We start from the raw sequence: 22,846 nt of genomic DNA, 5'->3' as shown, positions 1-22,846 counted from the left end.
AGGGATACGCTCGGACCCGGCTTCCGGACCCACGGAGGCGTTGAGAGGCACTGAGGAATCTGCAGATGAGATTGTCACGATATCCCGCCCCCTTGCTGGTGCTGTTGGCCGCGCTCGGCTGCGGGGGCGACGGCTCGGCGTCGCCGAACATTGTGGTGCCTGAAGCTGTCGCGCGCGTGGACGTGAATCCGTCGACGCTGTCGGTGCTGGTGGGAGCGTCGGGCCAACTGACGGCCAAGACGTATGGGCCCTCAGGGACGGCGCTCAGCGGTCGCCTGGTGAGCTTCTCGACGAGCGATCCCAACGTTGCCTCGGTGTCCACCGCCGGCTCGGTGACGGGCGTTTCGGTCGGGAGTGCGGTGATCACGGCGAGCAGCGAAGGCCGCTCGGGAACGGCGACCGTAACCGTGACTCGGCCGCAGGTGGCCAGCATTGCCGTGACGCCGCCGTCGCTGACGCTTTCGGTCGGCGTGTCGGCGCCGCTCGCGGCCGTGGCGCTCGGTGCGGCCGGGGACACGTTACCGGGTCGCACGTTCAGCTGGTCGTCGAGTGCGACGGCCATCGCGACCGTGTCGACCGACGGGCTCGTGACGGGCGTGGCGGCCGGTGCGGCGACGATCACGGTGAGCAGTGAGGGCCGCTCGGCGACGGTCTCGGTCACCGTGCGTCCCGCGTCGAGCAGTGCGGTCGCCCGGGTCACCGTCTCGCCCGCGTCCATGCAGCTCGCGCCCGGTGCAACGGGGACACTTGTCGCGAACGCGCTCGACGCGAACGACGTGATCCTCGCCGGCAAGGCGTTCACGTTCGCGTCATCGAGCGCGACGGTGGCGACGGTGACGGGCAGCGGCCTCGTGACCGCCGTCGCCGAGGGCTCCGCGACGATCACGGTGACCAGCGAAGGAAAGCAGGCCACCTCGGCCGTGACGGTGCTGCCATCGAACCAGGCGCCGGGCCCGGTCGTCCGCATCGTCCTTTCGCCCGGGCAGGTGTCGATGCCAGCCAAGCGACAGGACCAGCTCACGGCCGTGGCCTACGACTCCGCCGGCCGCGCGGTCCCCGGGGCGACGTACACCTTCGTCAGCAGCAACCCAACGGTTGTCACCGTCACGGCAACCGGCCTGCTCAACTCGGTGAATCCCGGCACCGCGACGATCACCGCGTCGGCCAACGGAAAGAGCGCGACCAGTGCGATCACGGTCACGGCGGGCGGTGGCGGGGCGGTGGCCCGCGTCGACGTGACGCCGGCCACCGCATCGGTTGGCGTGGGGGCGACCTTTCAGTTGACGGGAACGGCCTATGACGCCCAGGGGAACCCCACGTCGATGGAGACGCCGTTGTGGCTCACCGACAACCCCATCGTCGCATCCGTGTCGCAGAGCGGGCTGGTCACCGGTCTCGCGCCGGGAACCGCGCACGTGTCCATGTCGCAGGGCGGCCACGTGGATCAGGCCACCGTCACCGTCACCGGGACGGCGCTCGGCAACATCATCGACGTGAACCCGTCGATCACCTATCAGACGATCACCGGGTGGTCAGCCGCCGCGCAGAACGGATGGATGGAGTGCAACCAGACGGCATACCCGATCTACAAGACCGGGCTCATGGATCGCGCGGTCAACGAGCTTGGGCTCAACCGGGTGACCACCGCCTTGCGCTCGGGCATGGAGAACACGGCCGATCATCATCGGCAGTTCCTGGCGGGGCAGATCGACCAGACCGCGTATCGCGACTCGTGGTTCCTGCCGGTGAATGACAACGCCGACCCGATGGTCACCGACAGTTCGAAGTTCTTCTTCTCGTTCATCGACGACAACGTCACGCACTCGGTCCTGCCGTTGCGTCAGCGCCTGCAGGCGCGGGGTGAGCCGTTGTACTGGACGCTGACCTACGTCGACTTCCTGCAGAATCGCACGAGCAAGCCATTCAACCAGATGAAGTCGGCCGAGGAGTTCGCCGAACTGGTCGCGATGGCGTTCAAGCATCTGCAGAAAAAGTGGGGCTTTGTGCCGGATGCCGTGGAGATGCTGCTCGAGCCCGAGCACACGCTGTACAACGCCACCGACATGGGCCGCGCGCTCGTCGCCGTCGAGCGTCGCCTCCGGCAACATGGGTTCACGCCCGACTTCATTGGCCCGTCGACTACCTCGATGTTCAACGCGGCGGTGTGGTACGACGGCATGCTCCAGGTACCAGGGACAGCCCGCCTCCTGCGCGAACTCGCGTACCATCGGTACGTGGCCGTCTCCTACCCGGCACTGTCGGCGATTGGACTGCGGCGTCAGCGGGACAACGTGAATACGTCCATGCTGGAGCACATCGGCAGCGGATACGATGATCTGTACGAGGACCTCACGGTGGGGGGCGTGTCGGCGTGGATGCAGTTCTCCACGGCGTTCTGCGGGATGCGCGACAACTTCGACGCCGACGGCGTCTACTATCAGATCAATCAGTCGGACCCCGCCAATCCGCGCGTGAACATTACGAAGCATTCGCGGCTGTTCCGACAACTGTTCCTGTTCGTGCGGCGTGGCGCGGTGCGGCTGGGTGCTGCGTCGGGCAACTCCACCGACCTCCGTCCGCTCGCGTTCCGCAACACGAACGGAAAAGTCGTGGTGGTGGTGCAGGCGAAACGTGGCGCTGCGTTCAGCGTGCGCGGGCTCCCGGGCGGCACGTACGCGATCAACTACAGCACGCCGACGGGGCAGTGGAACGTGGACCTTGCCGACCAGACGATCGCGGCCGGAGGCACGGTGCAGACCTCGATCCCGGGCGACGGAGTCATCACGATCTACGCGAAGTAGCCTGCATCGGGGACCGGCGCCCACATCGTGGTGTGGTCGGTCCCGCGGTGGGCTGTTGCCGGACGGTCGTGCGGTGGTAGGATGTGCGCAGATGTCATTGAGGACCCGTTCTTCACATGCCTGACGCGCGCTCGACCAGTTCGCCCGCCACCGGCGCCACGTCGCACGCCGGCCTCGTGCTGTCGCTCGCGGTCGCGACCGGTATGGCCGCATCGGCGGCGTTCGTGATCCGGGTCGTCCTCATCCGCAACTACGCCGGAGACTTCGCGAACATCAGCCGCGACTACCTCTGGATGACGCCGGTCGCGTACGTGCTGCTCTTTGCCGCGGCGTCGCTTCCTGTCCTTGCCGTTGCGCGCTTGCTCGACGCGACGCGTGCCACATGGCTCGCCGCCGGGACCTTCGCCACGCTGGGAGTCTTCGACGCGTTCATGCCCATCACGTCGATCGGGCGCATCGCGGCGTTCGTGCTGTCCATGGGCGTCGGCGTGATGATCGCGCGCCAGCTCGCGAGCCGCGCCGCCGTCGTGGTGCGCGGAGCATGGCTCTTCAGCATGCTCATCGCCATTGCGCTGGGCGCGGCGGCCTTCGTCACGCGACGCACCATGCCGGGCCTCAGCGCCACAGTGCCGCCGCCCGGAACGCCTAACGTGCTGCTCGTCATCCTGGACACGATTCGTGCGGACGAATTGGGGCTATACGGCTACGCCCAGCCGACCTCACCCGAGCTGGATCGTTTCGCCGCTCAGGGCGTGGTGTTCAACGCCGCCATGTCGACGGCTCCGTGGACCCTGCCATCACACGCGAGCATCTTCACGGGTCGATACCCCTCGAGCCTCAGCACCGACTACAAGGCGCCACTCGACGCGCGCGACTCCACGCTGGCCGAGGTCTTCGGCGCGCGGGGTTTCGCGACGGCCGGCTTTGTCGGCAACGTGTGGTACACCTCGTGGGAGTCCGGGCTGCAGCGCGGGTTCCAGCAGTATGTGGACTACCAGCGATCGTTCGAGCAGCTCATCAAGAGCACGCACTTCGGTCGCACCGACATGGTGGACATGCTCTTTCGGAGCACGTCGCTGCGCGAAGCGTCGCGCGCACTGCGCCCGGCGCATCTGCAGGAGGTGCCACGTCCGCAGCCGGCACCCAACCACGCGGAGTTCATCGTCAAGCGGTTCCTCGAGTGGCAGACGTCGCGTGAGGCGGGACGGCCGTGGTTTGCCTTCCTGAACTTCTTCGACGCCCACGATCCGTACCTGCCGCAGGAGCCGTTTCGCTCGCGCTTCGGTGTCACCGATCCCAATGCGACGCCGCGAAAGGCCTACGATGCGGAGATCGCCTACCTCGACTCGCACCTCGGTCGCATGCTCCGCGACCTCGAAGCGCGCGGCGTCCTCAGGAACACGGTCGTCGTGATCACGGCCGACCATGGCGAGCATTTCGGTGAACGCCGGATGACGGGGCACTTCAACAGCATCTACATGCCGCTGTTGCACGTCCCGTTGATCCTGCGGTTCGACGGGACACTCCCGGCCGGGCGCCGTGTCGACGGGGAGGTTTCCCTGCGCGACCTCGGCGCCACCATCCTCGACCTGGCGAAGCAGCCGGTGCCCGCGGCGTTTGGCGCTACCTCGCTGCGCCAGCGGATCGACGGGAACGGGGAGACCAGCCCCTCCGTGTCGTCCTATCTTCTGACGCGCAACGACTCGGTGCGCGCGCTCGACAACGGCATGCTGTCGATCGCCGAGGGCGGATGGCACTACATCGTGAGTGGCCGGAAGATGATGGAGGAGCTGTACCGCTACCCCACGGACCCTGGTGAGGCCGTCAATCTGGTCGGGTCGGACTCCGGGTTCGCTCGCATGCCGGGGATGCGCGAGCGGCTGTTCAGGGCACTGGAGGCAGATCGGCGCGCCGTGCATCGGTAGGCGGCTCACCGCCCACGGCCGAGCTGGACCGATCACGACGGTGATGCTTTCCCTCTCGCGAGAACCCTGCCCGTTGCCATGGTCGACGCAGCGCCAGTCACGGTGTCCGACCCGGGGCGCGCCGCGTCGATCATGTGACCGGTTTGTGATCCGCAAGTCATTGAGCATGAACGATATGCGCGCTTTCTATCTGCATGCGCTGGCCCGAGCCTCGATGCCCTCATGACCCCCCGACCGGTGCGCGTGGGTACGGTCAAGCAACGCCCGCCTGCCCTCCACGTGCCGCGAGCGCCGGGGTGGCGTGCATCGTGCTGAGGGAGCGTGGAGTCCACGTATCGAGCCGAGCCATGAACGACAGTTCCGCCCTGCCAGCCGCCGGGGCTTCCAGCGTCCGACCCCGCAGGTGATCCGCCTACCCCAGACTCCGTTCGCCCCGACGCCTCGCGGCGCCGCGGCGATCACGCCGCTTGAAGTCCTGCTGCTGGCCCTGGCCACATTGGCCGGTCTGGCGCTCCGTGGCTGGCACCTCGACCTCGCCGGCCTCACGCACTTCGACGAGGGCGTGTACGCCTTTTCCGGTTTGGGCGTCGCCGATGCGTCGCAGCCGGCACGCCTGTTCCCGGAGCAGCAGAAGTTCTCACCGCCGGTGTACTTCACGCTGGTGGCGCTGTTCAATCTGCTTGGCGCCACCCCTGAGCGTAGTCCGTTCGTCGTGAATCTCGTCATGGGGACCGTGAGCATCCCGGTGCTCTGGGTACTCACGCGGCGCTGGTTCGGCCCGGTCGCTGCCATGGCGGCCGCGTGGTGGCTTGCGGGCAGCGAATTTCACGTCGCGATGTCACGCACCGCACTCACCGACGTGACGTTTGCACTCACGTTCGTGATCGCGCTCGGTGCGGTGATCGCGGCCATCGATCGCGGGAGTCGCGCATCCGCGGTTCTCGCCGGCGTGTGCGTGGGTCTCGCGTGGAACACGAAGTACCACGGCTGGTTTGCGCTGGTGGTCGGCGCGATGGTGATCGCCGCGCGGTGGCAGATGCAGGGCGCGGGCCTGTCGTGGCTTCGCGAGCGCATCCGGATCTGGCTGGTCATGTCAGTGGTCGCGTTCGTCTGCTATCTGCCCTGGACCCTTTTCATCCAGACGCAGCCCGGGTCGAGTTCGGGTTGGGTTTCGTACTTTGCCACCATGTTGCGCCTCGACTGGTTCGGGAACCTGTGGCGGCAGGTGGAGCAGCAGGCGTATCTCGAGGGAGCATGGAGTCGGGCATCGGTGCCGCTGGGCGCCGTGGCCGCGTGGCTCGTGGCGCGGCGCACCGGGCGCGACCTTGCCTGGTGGTTCGTGCCGGCACTCGCAATCGCGGCCATGATCGTCGGGTCGGCCGGGACCGCGCTGCTGCTTGCGATCGTTGGTCTTGGCATGGCCTGGCGCCGGGGCATGACGCTGCCGGCGTGGCTCCTGGCGTCGGTGCTCGCGTTGTGGTTCGTCATGGCTCCGGTATATCACCCGTACTTCCGGCTGATCCTGCCCTTCACGATCGCGACGTTCGCGTTAGGCGGTGCGGCGGTCGAGGATCACGCGGTGCCGGTGAGGGCCGCGTCTCCGTGGCGCGGCCTGCTGGTGGGCGCGGTGGCAGTCCTTGCGGCCGGCGCCGTTGGCGTGTGGCGCGCGGATCCGTCGGATCCCTGGCGTTCCACCACCGGGCTGGTCGCGGCGGCCGATCGGCTCAGCGCGGACGTGCCGGCCGGTGAGCCGGTGAGCGTCATCGGAGAGCCCGCGCTCGCCTTCTACCTCCAGCGTCGCGGGCATCCCTCGTGGCAGCGGACCACGATCGAGGGACTGGACTCGCTCACCGCTCCCCGATACGTGGTCACCGGCATCTATGCGCGGCGCGCCCCGATGCTGGTGACGCGGCTCCAGGAGCGGCGGGATCATCTGGAACTGCTCGATCGCGTGCCGATTTCGCCGCCCTCCGACCTGCGTCTGCTCGACGACTTCAAGCCGGATTCCGCGCGCCGGTGGCTCGCGGTGCCGGACAGCACCTACGATCTGCTGCTCTACCGGTACACGCCGCCCGCCGTCCGTCGATGAGCGAGAGCGTCGCCAGTCGGTCCCGGCTCGCGCCGTTCCTGGCGGTGCTCGGTGTCGCGTCCCTGCCTGCACTCATCGATCCCGGGGCAATCGCCCGCGCCGCCGCGCTCGCGACGTCGGTGCTTCCCGGCGCCGAGTTCGCGGCGGCGGGCCGACTCGGGCTCGTGCACGGCGTGGTGCCGCTGGTGGCGCTGTCGGCAACGCTGCTGTGTCTTGCCCCGGGGCTCCTGCTGGCCATGTGGTTCGGGCGAAGCCGGACGGCCACGGAGTGGGTTTTCCATGGGTTCATCCTGTCGCTGGTGGCGGTGAGCCTGACGAGTGCGATCGCGGAGGCCCTGCCTGGCGAGTGGTTGCGCGGTCGTGCCTACGCAGGCTTCCTGTTCGGGCTAACGGCCGTGTGCGCCGCGTTGCTCCTGAGCACACGACGGACCGTGACGTGGCCGCTCGCACGCGCGGCCGATCGGCGGGACGTGGTGTCCCTCATGGTGCTCTTCGGCATCGGCGCCATCGTCCTTGGCCCCAAGATGCTCTGGGATGCGTTCAACGGGGACGGCGCACACGCGTTCGAGTCCTCGCGCCTCCTGCTGCGACATCCGCTTCCGTTCTGGCCGTCGGCGGCCGGTCCCGTGGCCGGTTTCCCCGGGATGACGACGATGCTCTACGCATTCCCCGACGCGTGGTTCCTCCGGCTCTTTGGTGAAGTCGAATACGCGGTACGCCTGCCGTTCCTGGTGTACCTCCCGGTGCTGGCGTGTGGCGTGCGCCTCCTCGGGTCGGTCGGCCGGGCGGCGACGCACGACGACGCATGGCCGGCCGCGGGTCTGCTCGCGAGCCTGGCAGCCTATCAGGTGGCGATGGCCTTCAGCGCGACGTACAGCCCCTACAGCGCCGACGTCGCGCTGCCGGCAACGCAGGACACGCTGCTCATGATCGCGTGCGTCGGGATGTTCATCACGACGTGGGCCGGCGCGTGGGGGTGGGGAGCGCTCTTCATGGTGCTGACGTACCTCTCACTTCCGAGCGGGCTGATCCTGGTGGGATTCTGGATCGTGGCGCGTGTGCTTGTGGAGCGCCCGCAGCCGTGGCCCTGGGCGTGGCGCACCGTCGGGTTGCTCGTGGTGACGATCCTTGGCACGGCCCTCGCCGCGCGCCTTCTCGTCGCGTTAGGTGCGCCGACCCCGGGTGGGGAGTATGGCCTCGTCGGCATCCTGCGCTACTTTGCCTTCCTGCAGTTCACCGATCCGGCACGACTCGTGTACGTGGCGGTGCCCGCCGGGTTGCTGCCGTTTGCGGTGCTGTTCGCGTGGCGTTCGCAGGATGGACTCGCGCGCGCTCTCACGCTGGTCACGCTCGCCTACTTCCTGTTCTTCTTCGTGCAGGCCCACGTGTCGCTCCATCATTTCGTGCCGGCGATGGTCCTGCCGATGGCCGTGGCCTGGCGCGTGTGGTCGGCGTCGGCTGCTGGCGCGGCGCGCCGACTGGGGCCCGCGTGGGTGGCGTCAGGCCTGGTTGCCTGCGTGCTTGCGTGGCCCTGGGGCCAACCGATGGTTCACCGCGACGGTCGCGAGGTGGGTGCCGCGGCTCTGGTGCGCATCCCCGGCTATGCGGAGAGCGCGCCAGCAGCCCTGCACGCGAGCACGCTCTTTGACCGCCTGTTTGCCTACGACTGGGATCCTGCCGTGCCCGGCGTCTATGGCGGATCGCCGCTCGTCTGGAACCACTACGCGGCGCACGCCGGCGAACCCACAGCCGGGACCAACTACGTGGTGCAGCCCACGTCCGCCCCGGCGCCCGTGGGCTGGCGTCTGGTTGGCAGCGACTCGGCTGGTGCGTCGATCTACGTGCGGGATGATGCGCGCCTGGCGCTCGACCGTGCCCGCCGACCGGCCACGCCACCGGGCAGCCGCTGGCTCGCCGTACCGCGCGGCATCCTGTTTCACTCGGTGGCCCTCGATGGCGGCCCCCGCATCATCGACGTGGCCCGCACGCTCGAGGACTGGGGTGTCGACGTGGCGCCGATCCTCGCGCGCCTCGGCGTACGGAGGGGCTCGTGACGCGCGCCCGGAGCGGGTTCCTCCTGGGCTTGCCGCTGGCTCTCGGTGCCGCCCTCGCGCTCTGGTGGGTACGGAGCACCGGCGGAGGCACGTTGCTCCGCGGGCTCGCCGCCGCCAACCCGTCACACGTCCTGCTCGCGATCGGCGCGACGATGGTCTGGCTCTTCGCCCGCTTCATCCGCTGGCAGTTCCTGCTGCGGCGCGTTGGAGTCCGGTTGCCGATCCGTACCACGCTCGGCACCTACATCGCCGGCCTCCCGGGGACGGCCACGCCCGCATACCTGGGCGAGGCGATCCGTGGCGTGTTCATCAAGCGTCGCTTTGGCGTGCCGATGCGCGTTTCGCTCGCCGTGCTCGTGCTCGAACGGTTGTACGATGTCGCGGCCCTCGCGCTGCTCACGCTCGTCGTCGGGATCGCCGGTGCCGGTGGGCGCGCCTGGCAGGTCGGGGCCGCGTTCACCGCGCTGGCCTTCGTGGCGGCGATGGTGCTGTGGCCGGTGGGGCGACGCATCGGGCTCACGGCAGAAGCGATGCGTCGCCTTGGGGCCGCAGGCACACTCGCACCGTCGCTGGCGCTGTCACTCATCGCGTGGAGCGCCGCAGGTCTGCTGTTCCCGATCGCGGCGTCCGCCCTTGGCGCCAGCCTGCCGTTGCTCGATGGCGTTCGCGTGTTTGGCACCTCGACGCTGCTTGGCGCCCTCACCCTGCTCCCGGCCGGTGTGGGCGCCACCGGGAGCGTTGCGATTCTCGAACTCGGTCGCTCCGGCTTCGAGCCCGCGGGGGCCGTGCTCATCGTGTCCCTGGTCCGCCTGACGAGTACCGGTGCCGCGCTCGCGCTGGGCGCGGTGTTCCTGTGGCGCGAGCTGCGTGACGCGTCACGGGGCGCGCGGGGGCCGGCCGAGGGCGCCGCCCACTTCGATCAGATCGCCGAGCAGTACAACGCGCAGTGGTCGCCGCACGTGTGGGATCTGCTGCTCGATCGCAAACTGGGTTTCATGGCCGAGGCGCTCCCCTCACCGCCGGCCGCAGCCGGCCGCGGGCTCGACCTCGGATGTGGACTCGGCCTGCAGACCGCTGAGCTACGGAAGCGCGGGTACGAAGTGATCGGGCTCGATCCCTCCGTGGGCTTGCTCGCCGTGGGTCAGCAACGGCTCGGGCCTTCGCCGGTGCTCGCGGGCTCCGCGCTCGAACTGCCCTTTGCGGACGGCAGCCTCGACTTCGTCTACACCATTGGTGTGTTGCATCATCTCCCGGGGCGGGACGCACAGCGCGTGGCCATTGCCGAGATCGCGCGCGTCCTTCGACACGGCGGCGTGCTCCTCGTGCACGAGAGCAATCCCAGGAATCCGCTCTTCCGGTTCTACATGGGCTATCTCTTTCCCATCCTGAAGAGCATCGACGAAGGCACGGAATGGTGGATCGACCCGCGTACGTGGGAGCGTGTTGACGGGCTCACGCTCGACACGGTGCGCTATTTCACGTTCCTCCCGGACTTCACGCCGAAGTTCCTGTTGGCGCCGGCGGTTGGCGTTGAGCGCATGCTGGAGCGCGGCCCGACCCGAGCGTATTCGGCGCACTACATGGCCGTGTTGCGAAAGCCCCGTGCGGCGACCACTGCGACGCAGGCTGCGAGCGCCGGGCACGTCGGGGTGGAGGCATGACGCAGCGTGCGGCGGTGGCGACGCGTGACGGCGAAGTCGCGACCGTCTGGTGGCTTGCGGCCGTGTGTCTGGTGGGCATCGCCGTGCGCGCGGCTTTTCTCACGCAACCAATGCGGCAGGACGAAGCCGACACCGTCGTGCTCTTCGCCCTCACACCGGTGCGACACATACTCGTCGACACCGTCATCCCGAACAACCACATCCTGCACTCGCTCCTGGTGAAGGGCTCGGTTGGCGTGCTGGGCCTCGACCCCATCGCCGTGCGCGCGCCCGCCTTTCTGGCGGCGTGCCTCGTGCTCCCTCTCACGTGGGCGGTGGGCCGGGCGTTCTACAACGCGAGAGCAGGCGTGATCGGCGCCGCCATCGTCGCGGTGAGCGCGCCGATGGTGCTCTACGCGACCAACGCGCGCGGCTATTCGCTGATCGCGGTGGCGATGCTGCTCGCGCTCCTCGCACTGCGCACTGCACTCGAGGTGAGCAGTGTGCGGTCGTGGGGGCTCTTTGCCGTCGCCGCGGCCGCGGGGGCGTTCGTGAATCCGTCGATGCTCTATCCTGTCGGCGGGATGGTGGTCTGGGCCGCACTCGAGATCGCGCATCGAAACAGGGCCGAGCGCATGGCCGGGTGGCGGTCGCTGGCACTTGCGTGCGTGGCCTCCGGCGCCATGTCCCTCGTGTCCTACGCGCCGGCGATCCGCGTGAGCGGCTGGCGATCGGTGGTGTCGAACGACTACGTCCGGCCGATGAGCTGGGAATCGTTCCTGCGCGCGCTCGGTGTGTTCGTGGGTGACATCGCCGGATACCTGGGCGCAGGCTGGCCGGTGGTTCTGCAACTGGTGGCGCCCGTTGCCCTGGTCGCGGGTTGGGTGCTGCATCGTCGCCTCTCACGAGATCGATGGCCGGTGTCGCTCGCCATGCTCGCGTGGGCGGTGGCCCTGCTGCTCGTCATGCGCCGGCCGCCATTCTTTCGGGTGTGGGTGTTCCTGGTGCCGGTGTTTGCCGTAACGGCCGGTGCAGCGATCGACGCCGCGCTCGCCCGGCTGCGCGTGGGGCGCGCCGCCACGGTGGCCGGGCTCACGGCGCTGTTCATTGCGCTCGGTGCCGGCGCGATGCAGGTGATGAGGCAGGCCCCGCGGCAGCTCACCGAGACCGGGCTCTTTCCCGACGGAGCGGCCGTAGCGGACTGGCTGGCGGTCAGGCTCCGACCTGATGACCTGATCGCGGCGCAGTTCCGCGCGCAGGGCCCGGTGGACTTCTACCTGCGGGAGCGCGGGGTGCGCGCGCGGTTCGTCGTCAACGGCGATTCAGTGCCTGGGCGATTGTTCATCATTCCGTCGTTCGACAACGACGAGACCGCGCGATCGGTCGTGGAGTCGCGCCGACTGCGCGGTGTCGACCCGACGCGGTTGCGCGAGGTGGTCCCCTTCGATCGCTCGGCGATCTGGGCACTCGAAGACAGCCGGTGAGCCAACCCCTTCGATGATGCGTCGCTTGTGTTGTGTTGCGGGCTTCGTGCTCGCGTGTGCCCCTGCCGCCGACCGCCCGGCTCCTCCCGGCCCGGCGACCTTCGGCATGGAGTCCCATGGCGCGGTCGTCCTCCAGGTGGGCGACGCCGTTACGCTCACGCACACGTTTCATGACTCCGCCGGGACGGTGATCACGGACGCGTCGCCCACGTGGACCTCTGGCGCCGAGGCCGTCGCTACGGTGGACGCGCGCGGGCGCGTCGAGGCGCGCGCGTTGGGTGAAGCCGAGGTCGTGGCCAGGGTTGATCGCGCGACCGTGCGGACTCGCGTGCGCGTGGTGCCTGCGCCCACCGGCGGCGCGCCCATCGTCGACGTGTTCCCGCGCGTCGAGCACCAGGTGATCCGTGCCTGGGAGGCGTCGGGACAGCTCGGGGAACTCGATTGCAACCCGACGGCGTACGCCAACTACAAGCAGGAGCTTATCGCGCGCTCGATCGACGAGTTGGGGATCACGCGGTTGCGCACGACCGCGCGTTCGGGCACCGAACGCCCCGACGACACCTTCCTCGATTATCGCGCGGGACGGCTGAACTATCCCCTGTGGCGACGCACCTGGTTCGTCGCGGCCAACGACAACGACGACCCGTTCGTCGTGAATCCCGCCGGATTCACCTGGGGCTTCTTCGATCACCACATGGACGAGGTGGTGACGCCGATCCGCAACGCCATGCTGGCCCGCGGCGAGACGCTTTCGGTGAACCTGAACTACGTCGATTTCTACCTCGGCGACGCGTCCAAGCGGTTCCCGACGATGAAGGATCCCGAAGAGTACGCGGAGCTGATTCGTGCGATCTTCGATCACATGCACTCGCGCGAGGGCTGGGTGCCTGACGCGGTGGAACTGAACCTCGAACCCGAGCACACGCCCTACACGGGCGAAGACATGGGACGCGCGCTGGTGGCGGTCGCGCGCCGGCTGAGGGCAGGCGGCTACCGTCCGGCATTCATCGGTCCGTCGACCACGAAGGCGTCCAATGCGCCGTTGTACTACGACGCCATGATGCGCGTGCCGGGAGCGCGCGGCCTCATCTCCGAGGTGGCCTATCACCGTTACACCGGGGTATCGCGAGCGACCCTGCGCGAGATTCTCGTGCGCGCGCGAAGGGACGGCGCGGCGCCCGCCATGCTCGAGCACATCCCCAGCGGTTTCGAAAGTCTCTACGACGACCTCACGATTGCCAATGCCGTCGCGTGGGAGCGCTTTGCTCTTGGGTACTGTGGGATGCGCGACAATCCCGACGGTGATGGCGTGTACTACCAGATCAACCAGCGCGATCCCGCCAAACCGCGCATCAACTTCACTCGCGACGCCCGATTGCTCCGGCAGGTGTTCTACTACGTGCGGCCCGGTGCCACGCGGATCGGGGCCACGAGCAGCGAGGAGGCAGTGCGTCCGCTCGCCTTCCGCGACCGCGCGGGGCGCCTCGTGATCGTGGTGCAGGTGCCCGGCCCCACGACCTTCACCCTTCGCGGCATCTCGGCGGGCCGTTACAAGTTGAACTACGGCACACACGCCGGCCCGTACAACCAGAATCTCCCCGACGTGGTGGCGGTGGATGGGACACCGCTCCGCGTCACGATGCCGCACGCCGGCGTGATCACCGTCTACGCTGACGGTGTGCGATGAGCACATCGGCTGCGCGTCGATCCTTCCCGGGGGTTTTGGGCTGGCTGCTGCTGCTCATCGTTGGGCAAGCGGCCGCACTCGCGCTCATCGAGGCGGGAACGCGGGTGTCGTACCAGCACTACCGGCTCACCTGGGGCTCGGCGACGTCGTGGGTCGCCACTGGCGTGCTCTTGGTGCAGGCGTTGCTCGTCGCCCGCGCCCTTGGGCCGCTGTGGCCGGTGCTGTCGCGCTGGATGACGACCGCCCTTTCGCCCGTGGCCCGCGTCGCGCTGATCGGCGCTTTCGCGATCACCAGCGCCACCGCGTCAAAGGCGCCGGGTCTCTACGCTGCGGAACTCGTGGTCGCAACGCTGGTGCAGCTCGTGGCGATCGGCAACGTGATCGTGCTCGCACGTGCGATCAGCGGTGCGGCGGCCGACGCGCGCGCCGAGCGTTGGTTCGGCAAGCCAGGTACCGCTGGGGCGACGCGGGGAGTGGATCCTCTGGCGCTGACCTGCGCCCTCTGGGTGCTGGTGGCCAGCGCGGCCCTCGCGTACTGGTCGTACGAGCGGCATCCGCATGTGCCGGACGAGGTCGTGTACCTGCTGCAGGCGCGGTACCTCGCCGCGGGCCACCTCACCATGCCGCTCCCGCCGGCTCCGCTCGCGTTCAACATCGACCTGATGTACTACGACGCGACGCGCTGGTTCTCGCCGGTGCCGCCGGGCTGGCCCTTCGTGCTGGCGATCGGTGCGTGGCTCGGCGTGCCGTGGCTCGTCAACCCCGTGCTCGGCGCCGTCAATATCCTTCTCGCGCACCGACTGCTCTCGCAGGTGCACGAGCGGCGCGTCGCCCGGCTCGCGACGCTGTTCCTCGCCGTCTCGCCGTGGTTCGTGTTCATGGCGATGAACTTCATGACCCATCAGCTCACGCTCTGCTTCGCGCTGCTCGGTGCGCTCGCCGTCGCTCGCGTGCGCGGCGATCGGTCGACGCTGGGGCATGTGCGCGGTTCCACCATGGGTGCCGCCGTGTTCGGGGGCATTGCCATCGGCGGCGCCAGTCTCGTACGCCCGCTCGAGGGCCTGGCCACGGCATTGCTGCTCGGGTTGTGGTCGCTTCCCCCACGCTGGTGGGCGAGCCTCGCGCGGCCCCTGGTGTTCGTGCCGTCGGCGCTGCTCGCTGCGGGCGCGGCGCTCGGTGGTGCGGTCGTGCGGCCCTACAACCGCTATCTCACCGGCGATCCGTCTTATTTCCCCATCATGGCGTACATCGACAAGTATTACGCCAAAGGGAGCAACGACCTCGGTTTTGGCGCCAATCGCGGACTCGGGTGGTCGGGACTCGACCCGTTCCCGGGGCACGGCCCCATCGACGTGGTGGTCAACGCCAATCTCAACGTGACGGTGACCAACGTCGAGTTGCTGGGATGGGCGACCGGGTCGCTTGTCGCGATCTTGCTACTCGTGTGCCTGCGTCGCCTCCGTCGCGAGGACCGGTGGCACCTCACCGTCATCGGCGTGATCGCCGGCATTCATTCGTTCTACTGGTTCAGCGGCGGCCCTGATTTTGGCGCGCGCTACTGGTTCCTGATCATCGTCTCGTGCGTGGCCCTTGTGGCGCGCGGGCTCGTTGAGCTGGGCGACCGACTGGCGGTCACTGCGGAGCCGCCGGGTGCGTCGGTGCGTGGCCGCGTCGTGATGGTCGGCCTTGCGCTGTCGCTCGCGGCCCTCGTGACGTTCTTCCCGTGGCGGGCGGTGGACAAGTATCACCACTACCGGAACATGCGCCCTGACATTCGCGAACTCGCGACCGCGCAGCACTTCGGTCGCAGTCTCGTGTTCATCCGTGGCCGCCGTCACCCCGACTTTGCGTCGGCGGTGATCTACAACCCGATCGATCTGAACGCTGCGGCGCCGCTCTACGCGTGGGACGTGACACCGGAGGCGAGGGTGCAGGCGCTGGAGGCCTACGCGGACCGACCGGTGTGGTTCATCGACGGGCCGACGCGCACCGGCGACGGGTTTCGAGTGATCGCGGGACCGCTCTCCGCTGCACAGGCGAGGGCGTTCGCCGCACCGTGAGCGAGCGCGCTCTCGTCTTCGGCGCCGGCGGATTCATTGGCCGCCGAGTGGTGCATGCGCTGCATGCGCGAGGCGCATCCGTCATCGGTGTGGTGCGCGATGCGGCGGTGGCGCGCGATGCCCTGCATCGACGGAGCGTGTCCGTTCCACTCGTGGAGGCAGACCTCGCGGTCGCTGGATCAGCCGCGGGACTCATTCGCGCCTACACCCCATCGGTAGTGTTCAACCTCGCCGGATACGGTGTGGACCACACGGAGCGCGACGAAGAGCTCGCCGAGCGAATGAACCACGGCCTGGTGCGCGAGCTCGCTGAGTCCTGCGCGCCGGCGAGCGCGTGGCCGGCCGCCGCTCTGGTTCACGTGGGGTCGGCGCTGGAGTACGGCACGTGGACCGGAGTGCTCGACGAGGCGGGCCCGTGTCTCCCCACGACGGCCTACGGCCGCACCAAGCTCGCCGGCACGCAGGCCGTCACGGACGTCGCACGCACCCGAGGCACTCGCGCGATCACGGCGCGCCTGTTCACCGTGTTTGGTGAGGGCGAGCACGAGGGGCGCCTGTTTCCCGCAATTGGCGCAGCTGCGCGCGCCGGTGTGCTGCTCCCACTCACCGACGGACGCCAGCCGCGGGACTTTGCGTTCGTGGGCGATGTTGCCAATGCGCTCGCACGCCTGGCCGACGCCGCCTTCGACCCCGGCGACGTGGTGAACGTGGGGAGCGGTCGCCTGTACACCGTGCAGACCTTCATTCGCGAGGTCGCGCGGCAGGTGGGGCTCCCGGAGTCATTGCTCGGCTTCGGCATGCTCCCCACGCGCGCCGAGGAGATGTGGCCGGCCGGCGTGTCTGTCGAGCGAATGACGCGCCTGCTCGGGGCGCCGCTCCCTGGCGATCTGCGCGAAATCGTGCAGCGCGCGGTGCGAGATGCGCAAAGTGGGTCGCGACCGGCGCAGTAGAGAGAGTGGTGCTTCACCGGGCGGAGCAGGCGCAAGCTGGAGTGGTCGCGATGACAACCGGCGATGGCCAAGGGCTCAGCAGAGGTGCGCGCGACTGCACGCTTGGCACCCCGGCCCGGGCGGCATAGCACTCCGCGTTGCTCACCCGCGCGAGACGGCGTTGGTGATCGGCTGCGAGCCGAAGTCGTTGTGCAGCGTGTTGCGACCTGCACGCGCTGCATCTTCCCTTGGCCGTGGATAGTCAAATCATCATTGAGAGCGATGGCCCTCCTGCTCGGCCGGTCCTCGACTCGCGCTATCGCACGATGCGGTAGCGTGCCACGCGCTGGACGTCATCATTGTCGGTCTCTACGGCCCATACGTAGTTACCCGAGACGGCGCGAATGGACACCTTTGCGGGACTACGAGCGGTTGCCACGTGATGCCCTGCGGCGTCCAGGACCCAGTACTCGATCGTCGCAGCTCCGGTCTCTCTCGCGAGCCAGAGGGAGCCATCTGCGCCTGCAAACGCGGCGCTGATCGGCGGTCGATACGCCGGAAGGAAGATCGCATCGCGAATCTGCTGCGGCGTAGCGCCACTTCGCAGCAGTCGGCTCTCATATGACCTGAACACGCTGTCGCGGATGCCCTTCTCCAGTGCTCTTGGCTCATAGCCGTAGCTCTTCGACCACAGGGTATCCCCGTCGGCACGGATGGCCGTTACGCGAAACGACCCCCGGCGCCGTTCGCTGGCGACGCGGCGATCGATCAACAGACACGCTGCATGACCAACGCCACACAGAGCGAGCGTCGCATCGGTAAAGGGTTGTCGACCGAAAGAGATGCCGCCGTCGTCACGACGAATCCCAAACATTGCTCCCGAAGTGGGCACGGTGACCATCGTATCCACAAGCCGCCCCTCACGCGTGAGCCGAAACAGGGTTCGTGACTTCGGAGGGTCTCCCAGCGCGTCGGGGCTGTTGTCCCTCCCGCCCCATGCGAAACCGTCGGGAAGCAATCCCTCAACCATTAGCCCTCCCCCCTGAGTGGGCGCTTCCGTCGCAGTCTGCCAGGCGCTTGTCGACAGCAAGTCGCCGCGGCTGCTGAACATGCTGGTGCGTCGCGTGCCCACTTCGGTGACCCAAACCGTGTCACCGAGCAGACCAACCTCATGTGGCAACTCGTATTCGCCGGGTCCCCTCCCAATTCGACCAATCGGCCGCAAGAGCTGACCATTCGCTCCGTATACCCCAATGCCTGCGGGCCGCCCTTCAACTACGACGGCAGTGAGGGGACCCACGGGGACGATAGCGCGGACCTGAGTGAACTCCGTCCCGACAGACATAGCCTGCGAGACCTCCACGTCCCGCACCAGTCGCCAGGCTTGCGTGGGCTGTGCTTGCACCGTGGCGCCGATCAAGAGCGCCGCGAGGAACGGCGCTTGAATCCCCACGCGCGCGAGGCCAATTGGCTGCTTCATCGGATCAGGGTGAGGGTGACGCGGAACGCCTGACGTACGCTCGCAAGGAATCAAGCGAGGGGAGCCCATCGTGCCGGATACGGCCAATGAGGAGTGTGGGCGTTCCGAGCACCCCCAAACGGCGCGCATCGACGGTGTCGTCATGAAGGCGAGGGATCACCTCCAGTCGCGCTACGCAGGCATCGAAGCCGCGATCCAGCGAAACGCTCCCAATCCTGGCGAACCAATGCCAGGGCGCCTTGCCAATCGAGTCCTGGAACGCGAACAGAGCGTCGTGCATCGCCTCAAACTCGCCCTGCGAATCGGCACACTCTGCCGCGCGGGCCGCCGCAATCGCTGACGGGTGTCCAGCCGACGGCGCGTGGCGAAAGATCACCTTGATCGGTACTCCAGTGGACCGCAGGGAGTCGACATACTCGACAAAGCGTTTACAGTACGGGGCTGGAAGTCTGAGAAGACGACAATGCTGTTCTGAGCGCCGGAGTCACGCAAGACATGACCGAAGGCGAACCGTTGCCAGTCGGGTTCAATCGACATGCGAGGTCGCGTGCTCGCGTTCGCGACGAGCTCTCGACGCACCACGAGAGCCGTGCTGGCAAGCGCGCACGCAGCCAAGATCCATGTCATGGCGTTAGCCAGCCATTCGCGGCGGCGAGCGTGCATGGAAATGACGCCTCCGGCGCCTCGGGCTAGAAGCGGCACCAGATTGAGTATCCGCCCTGGCCGCAGCACATCGGAGAGTACTGCATGTCGCAGTAGCTCGACTCGGGACAGTGCTGATTGCACCAGTTGACGCAGTCCTGCCCGCCCCAGCAGCACGAGCCGCAGTCACCGTTCTCGTCGCAGATCCGCGCGACCGGGCGCGCATCGGCTTGTGAGGCAGAGAACGCTGCGGTGATGATCGAGAGCAGCGAGAGAGTGATGATACGCTGTCGCATAGCGACCTCTCAGAAGAGACGTACCCCCCCCTGCCGCTATTGTCAAGCAAGCCCAGCGACTAGTGGACTGCTGCTTGGATGCGTGCATCACGCATGTGTGCCTTGGGGTCGGCGTATCGCCACACGAGGGAGCTGACGGGCACGCTATTCACCCTGATGTACTACAGCGAGCTCCGCCGCAGGCCGTCGCCGAGGTGAAGATTGCCACGCGTCAGTCGGGGCGCGCTCGATCCGCGCAACCAGCTCTCCACCTGATTGAGCCAGCTGCTGTAGGTGAGCTGCATAGCACGCGTGTCGCGCCGGATGGCTGGTTTGCGCCGTCGATGAGACCGTGGCGGTTCATTCCGTAGACCAACGGAAGCCCGAGCACTTGACCTGGAGGGTGCTCCAAGAGCGCGCCGACGCCAAGGTCCACGGGCCGCTCCGCCTATCACACGCGGGGCTGCTTCACCTCCCGTCAGGACCTGCGAGTGCCGGCACGTCGCCCTCATCAACATCACGCCACTCCAGCGCCTCGCAACGAAGGGGTGGACAACGACCCCTTCATCAAGCCTTGGAGACGAACCCCTCGTACTCCGTCTCGGGCCGTTGTGAGACTGTGACGTCAGCGCGCGCCCGGAAGAGCCGCCACCCCACCAGCATCCATCCGAGCGCGAGTCCGTACATGGCCAGCGACGGTAGCTCGAACTTCCGGAAGTCGCCGCTGTCGGGCCACGCCGTCCAGTAGGCGAGCGGAAACGGTGCCGCGAGCAGCACGCCCACGCTCCAGCGCGCGAGCAGCGACTCCCACGGCAACAGCACGGCCGGAATCGCAAGCCAGAGCACGTACCACGGCCACACGTGCGCGGCCGCGATGAACAGCACCGACAGCATGATCGCGGCCGTAGCGCGCTGCAGGCCGGCGAACGAGGGCGAGCGCCACCACGACCACACGCACGCCGCGGTAACCACGGGAAACACCCCCATGACCAGGAACGCCAGCGGCCGGAGCCCGAGTCCCGTCAACGCGCCAATCGCCTTGATCGCGTCGGCGGGGAGAAAGAAGTAGCCCTCGCGAACCGCCGAAGTCTCCGCAAAGAACGCCGGGGAGCGCACAAACGGCGCAAAGACGACGACCCAGAAGACGCCGGCGATGAGTCCGCGCGGGATCCACGCACGCACGCGCTGGATGAACGTCGGGTGCGCCACACCGGGGACCGGCGTGAGCAGGAGATCGAGCAGAAAGAGCGGCGCGCTGACGTACTTCACCGCGACAGACGCGGCGAGTGACAGGGTGGCCCATCGGTATCTCCCGAGCCGCACCAGCGCGAGCCACGAAAGGATGCCGAGGATCATGAACGCGTCGTTGTGCCCATCGCCGCCGACCTGTACCGCACCGAGTGGCGCCCAGCCCGCCACGACGAGCGCCATCGCCTGCTCGCGCGGCGGTCGATCGTTCGTGAGATGCCTCACGAGCGCGAGCACCGCGATCCACGAGCCGGCGAGCAGCGCCTTGAACACGACCGTTCCCCAGAACACCGACCCGCTCGTGACCGCGGTCACGACCCACGAGATCACGGCCCAGAGCGGCCCGTAGGTCATGCGCAGGATGGGCGCGTCGAACGGCAAACCGTCGACGGCAGCCGCCGGGACGTCGTAGTACGGGTTTCCGCCCCACCAGAGCGTGCGCCCCCACGCGAAGGACAGCCAGAAATCCGGGACGAGCACCGGCATCGCCACGGCCATCACGAGCACGAACGCCACGCCCCAGCGCCACGCCGAGCGGACGATCGTCACGTCGGCGACCGGGCCGCGCGCCACGAGCAGCACCGCGCCGAGTGCCAGCAATGTGGACGCAATGAGCGGCAGTGCGTAGGCATCGATGAACAGATCGGCGCCGATGAGGTCACCACCGATCGCAAAGGCAAACTGGCGCTTCACCGTGCGAATGTGGTCCTCGGGATCGGGTGGCGGGTACACCAATGCGCCGGGCCGGCGCACCGTGGTGTCCGGCTTCTGGAAGTTGGCGAAGGCCGCGGGCGCCACTCGATAGGCAACGTCGGCCACCCGAGCCCCGAACCGATCGTAGAACACCACCTGACCGTAGGGGCGAGCGGCATAGGTCGCCGCACCGGCCTCGAACCACGAGAGCCCGGCGTGCACCGCCAGCACGAGCACGTTGAGCAGTCCGAGAATCGCCAGTAAGCGCCTCATGCACGCACCTCCGGCGCCACCGAACTCCGTCGCCACAGGAGCCACAGCACCAGCGCCAGTCCCCCAAAAGCCACCAGCGGGCCAACCAGCCCGAACTGCAGCGCCGGATATCCGGACGCGACCTTTTCGAGCACGATGAAGATCGGGAGCGTCGGACCTTCGCGCGCCACCAGCCGCAAGGCGTCGGGAACGCTCTCACGCGTCATGCTCACGACGCACGAGATCACCACGCTCGTTCCGACGAGCAGACCAGCGGCCGGCCGCGGCATGGCCCGAAGGACAGGCAGCGCCGCGAGAAACAGCAGCGGCGCGAGCGGCACGAGGTAGCGCACGCCGGTGTTCCATTGGAGCATGGCGAACTGGTTGGCACTGGAGAACAAATAGAGAGCGAGGCTCACGCCGAGGATGCCGCGCAACTGCCCCGCATCGGGGTCGGTCGCGTCGCGACGCACGAATCCGGCGAACAGCGCCGCCGCGAGCAGCGGACAGAAGACAAACAGTCCATAGCGTGGGTCGAAGAGGTTGCCAGTCAGCAGCTCGGCGGTGGGGACGAAGAATCCGTTCCAGCCTATGACCGAATACTTCGTCGCCGGCATGTAGCGTTGCGCCGGGAACCACGGGCTCCCGAACGCCGCGGCCTGGTACCAGAAGAGTGCCACGATCATCGGGACCGCGCCAAGCGTGTACGTCGCTCCGGCGCGCAGCATCGCCACGACGCCGCGGCGAACGTGCAGGGCCAGCACCCACACGCCGAAGGCCACGATCAGCGGAACCGCACCGTAGTCGCACAGCAGGCCGAACCCGAGGAGTGCACCGGCGAGCGCGATGTCCCGTGCCGACGGGAGCGCACCGCGTGGGCGGGGCGTCCAGCCGGCCAGCAGCACGTACGCGCCGAGCACGCAATGGGTCAGGATGGCGTTCTGATTGAGGAACGCCGAGCGAAAGAAAATTGGCGTCACGAGTGCGTAGAGCAGGCCGCAGCCGATCGCGCGGCGCTCGGGCATGCCTCGCGCGCGCAGGAAGCGAAAGAGCACCCACGCCGCGAGCGCGCCAAGTGGCGCCATGAGCCCGACGCCGGTGATCAGCGCTGCAAGGCCGAGCTTTACGTCGAGCCCGCGCGCGCGCGAAGCGTTCAGGAACTTCGAGCGGTTCGGTCGCGCGTCGTCGTACGTCGCTGGAGGCTTGGGTGCCAGCAGGTGCGGCTTCCACGCGTACAACGCCGACAGCGCAGGCCGTGCCAGCGTGTACGGGATCGCGCCGAGGAACGATGTGCCCGGGTTGTTGTTGATGTACCACCCCCGACCGGGCATCTCGAACAGGTCGGGGTGCAATCCCTGATACTCGTCCACCCGGATCGACCAGCGCTCCGCCACCGCGAGCGACAGGTAGGTCTCTCGCGCCACGTTGGTCGTCGCGAAGAGCGCGTAGACGAGCCAGGTCGTGACGACGAGTTTCGCTGCGGCCGTCCGCAACCAGCGCACCAGGTGACGCGTCACGCGCGGCGTGTCCGCCCGCTCGTTCGCGCCCGGTGCCGACGCATGTGGCGCGGGGCCGACGCTGCCGGAG

Annotated in this window: 13 protein-coding genes; 9 read left to right on the top strand and 4 right to left on the bottom strand. The window is 68.1% G+C overall.

What is annotated here, in order from left to right; all coding sequences use genetic code 11:
- Window positions 1-65 precede the first annotated feature (65 nt).
- The 9 genes from IT361_01175 (at window position 66) to IT361_01135 (ending at window position 16,690) form a co-directional block, all read left to right on the top strand.
- A complete protein-coding gene (locus IT361_01175) occupies window positions 66-2,801 on the top strand; it encodes an Ig-like domain-containing protein (protein ID MCC6316271.1) in 2,736 nt (911 codons plus the stop codon).
- 116 nt (window positions 2,802-2,917) lie between these two features.
- Complete coding sequence (locus IT361_01170; GenBank protein ID MCC6316270.1) at window positions 2,918-4,726, top strand: sulfatase; 1,809 nt, start codon at window positions 2,918-2,920, stop codon at window positions 4,724-4,726.
- 403 nt (window positions 4,727-5,129) lie between these two features.
- Window positions 5,130-6,815: a glycosyltransferase family 39 protein gene (locus tag IT361_01165; protein ID MCC6316269.1), complete on the top strand. Its 1,686-nt coding sequence runs from the start codon at window positions 5,130-5,132 to the stop codon at window positions 6,813-6,815.
- Window positions 6,812-8,869 (top strand): hypothetical protein, encoded by a 2,058-nt coding sequence (locus IT361_01160; protein MCC6316268.1) that lies wholly within the window; start codon window positions 6,812-6,814, stop codon window positions 8,867-8,869. The genes IT361_01165 and IT361_01160 overlap by 4 nt, the downstream gene beginning before the upstream one ends.
- Complete coding sequence (locus IT361_01155; GenBank protein ID MCC6316267.1) at window positions 8,866-10,530, top strand: flippase-like domain-containing protein; 1,665 nt, start codon at window positions 8,866-8,868, stop codon at window positions 10,528-10,530. Before IT361_01160 ends, IT361_01155 begins: the two co-directional genes overlap by 4 nt.
- Window positions 10,527-11,993, top strand: coding sequence for a glycosyltransferase family 39 protein (locus tag IT361_01150; protein MCC6316266.1), 1,467 nt, complete (start codon window positions 10,527-10,529; stop codon window positions 11,991-11,993). The genes IT361_01155 and IT361_01150 overlap by 4 nt, the downstream gene beginning before the upstream one ends.
- A gap of 13 nt (window positions 11,994-12,006) precedes the next feature.
- A complete protein-coding gene (locus IT361_01145; protein MCC6316265.1) occupies window positions 12,007-13,680 on the top strand; it encodes a hypothetical protein in 1,674 nt (557 codons plus the stop codon).
- Window positions 13,677-15,740 carry a hypothetical protein gene (locus IT361_01140; GenBank protein MCC6316264.1) on the top strand — a complete coding sequence of 688 codons (2,064 nt, stop codon included), beginning with the start codon at window positions 13,677-13,679 and terminating at the stop codon, window positions 15,738-15,740. Before IT361_01145 ends, IT361_01140 begins: the two co-directional genes overlap by 4 nt.
- Window positions 15,737-16,690, top strand: a complete 954-nt coding sequence (locus IT361_01135) for an NAD-dependent epimerase/dehydratase family protein (GenBank protein MCC6316263.1) — start codon at window positions 15,737-15,739, stop codon at window positions 16,688-16,690. Before IT361_01140 ends, IT361_01135 begins: the two co-directional genes overlap by 4 nt.
- A gap of 295 nt (window positions 16,691-16,985) precedes the next feature.
- Here IT361_01135 and IT361_01130 read toward each other — a convergent pair whose 3' ends face one another.
- From IT361_01130 to IT361_01115, 4 genes are all read right to left on the bottom strand, one after another.
- The gene (locus IT361_01130) at window positions 16,986-17,441 is read right to left on the bottom strand and encodes a hypothetical protein (GenBank protein ID MCC6316262.1); all 456 of its coding nucleotides are present in this window, start codon (window positions 17,439-17,441) and stop codon (window positions 16,986-16,988) included.
- A gap of 712 nt (window positions 17,442-18,153) precedes the next feature.
- Complete coding sequence (locus IT361_01125; GenBank protein ID MCC6316261.1) at window positions 18,154-18,552, bottom strand: thioredoxin domain-containing protein; 399 nt, start codon at window positions 18,550-18,552, stop codon at window positions 18,154-18,156.
- Window positions 18,553-19,633: 1,081 nt separating this feature from the next.
- Window positions 19,634-21,280 (bottom strand): hypothetical protein, encoded by a 1,647-nt coding sequence (locus IT361_01120; GenBank protein MCC6316260.1) that lies wholly within the window; start codon window positions 21,278-21,280, stop codon window positions 19,634-19,636.
- Complete coding sequence (locus IT361_01115) at window positions 21,277-22,776, bottom strand: hypothetical protein (protein ID MCC6316259.1); 1,500 nt, start codon at window positions 22,774-22,776, stop codon at window positions 21,277-21,279. The genes IT361_01120 and IT361_01115 overlap by 4 nt, the downstream gene beginning before the upstream one ends.
- Window positions 22,777-22,846: the final 70 nt, after the last annotated feature.

This window comes from Gemmatimonadaceae bacterium, from assembly GCA_020846935.1.
Taxonomy (GTDB): Bacteria; Gemmatimonadota; Gemmatimonadetes; order Gemmatimonadales; family Gemmatimonadaceae; genus RBC101.
Note: the sequence above shows the minus strand (reverse complement) of the source record. Positions and strands in the feature narration are given on the sequence as shown.

Excerpts from the sequence above, each read along its gene's own strand:
- IT361_01175 (MCC6316271.1), top strand. The coding sequence starts at position 66 with ATGAGATTGTCACGATATCCCGCCCCCTTGCTGGTGCTGTTGGCCGCG.
- IT361_01170 (MCC6316270.1), top strand. The coding sequence starts at position 2,918 with ATGCCTGACGCGCGCTCGACCAGTTCGCCCGCCACCGGCGCCACGTCG.
- IT361_01160 (MCC6316268.1), top strand. The coding sequence starts at position 6,812 with ATGAGCGAGAGCGTCGCCAGTCGGTCCCGGCTCGCGCCGTTCCTGGCG.
- IT361_01150 (MCC6316266.1), top strand. The coding sequence starts at position 10,527 with ATGACGCAGCGTGCGGCGGTGGCGACGCGTGACGGCGAAGTCGCGACC.
- IT361_01145 (MCC6316265.1), top strand. The coding sequence starts at position 12,007 with ATGATGCGTCGCTTGTGTTGTGTTGCGGGCTTCGTGCTCGCGTGTGCC.
- IT361_01140 (MCC6316264.1), top strand. The coding sequence starts at position 13,677 with ATGAGCACATCGGCTGCGCGTCGATCCTTCCCGGGGGTTTTGGGCTGG.
- IT361_01120 (MCC6316260.1), bottom strand. The coding sequence starts at position 21,280 with ATGAGGCGCTTACTGGCGATTCTCGGACTGCTCAACGTGCTCGTGCTG.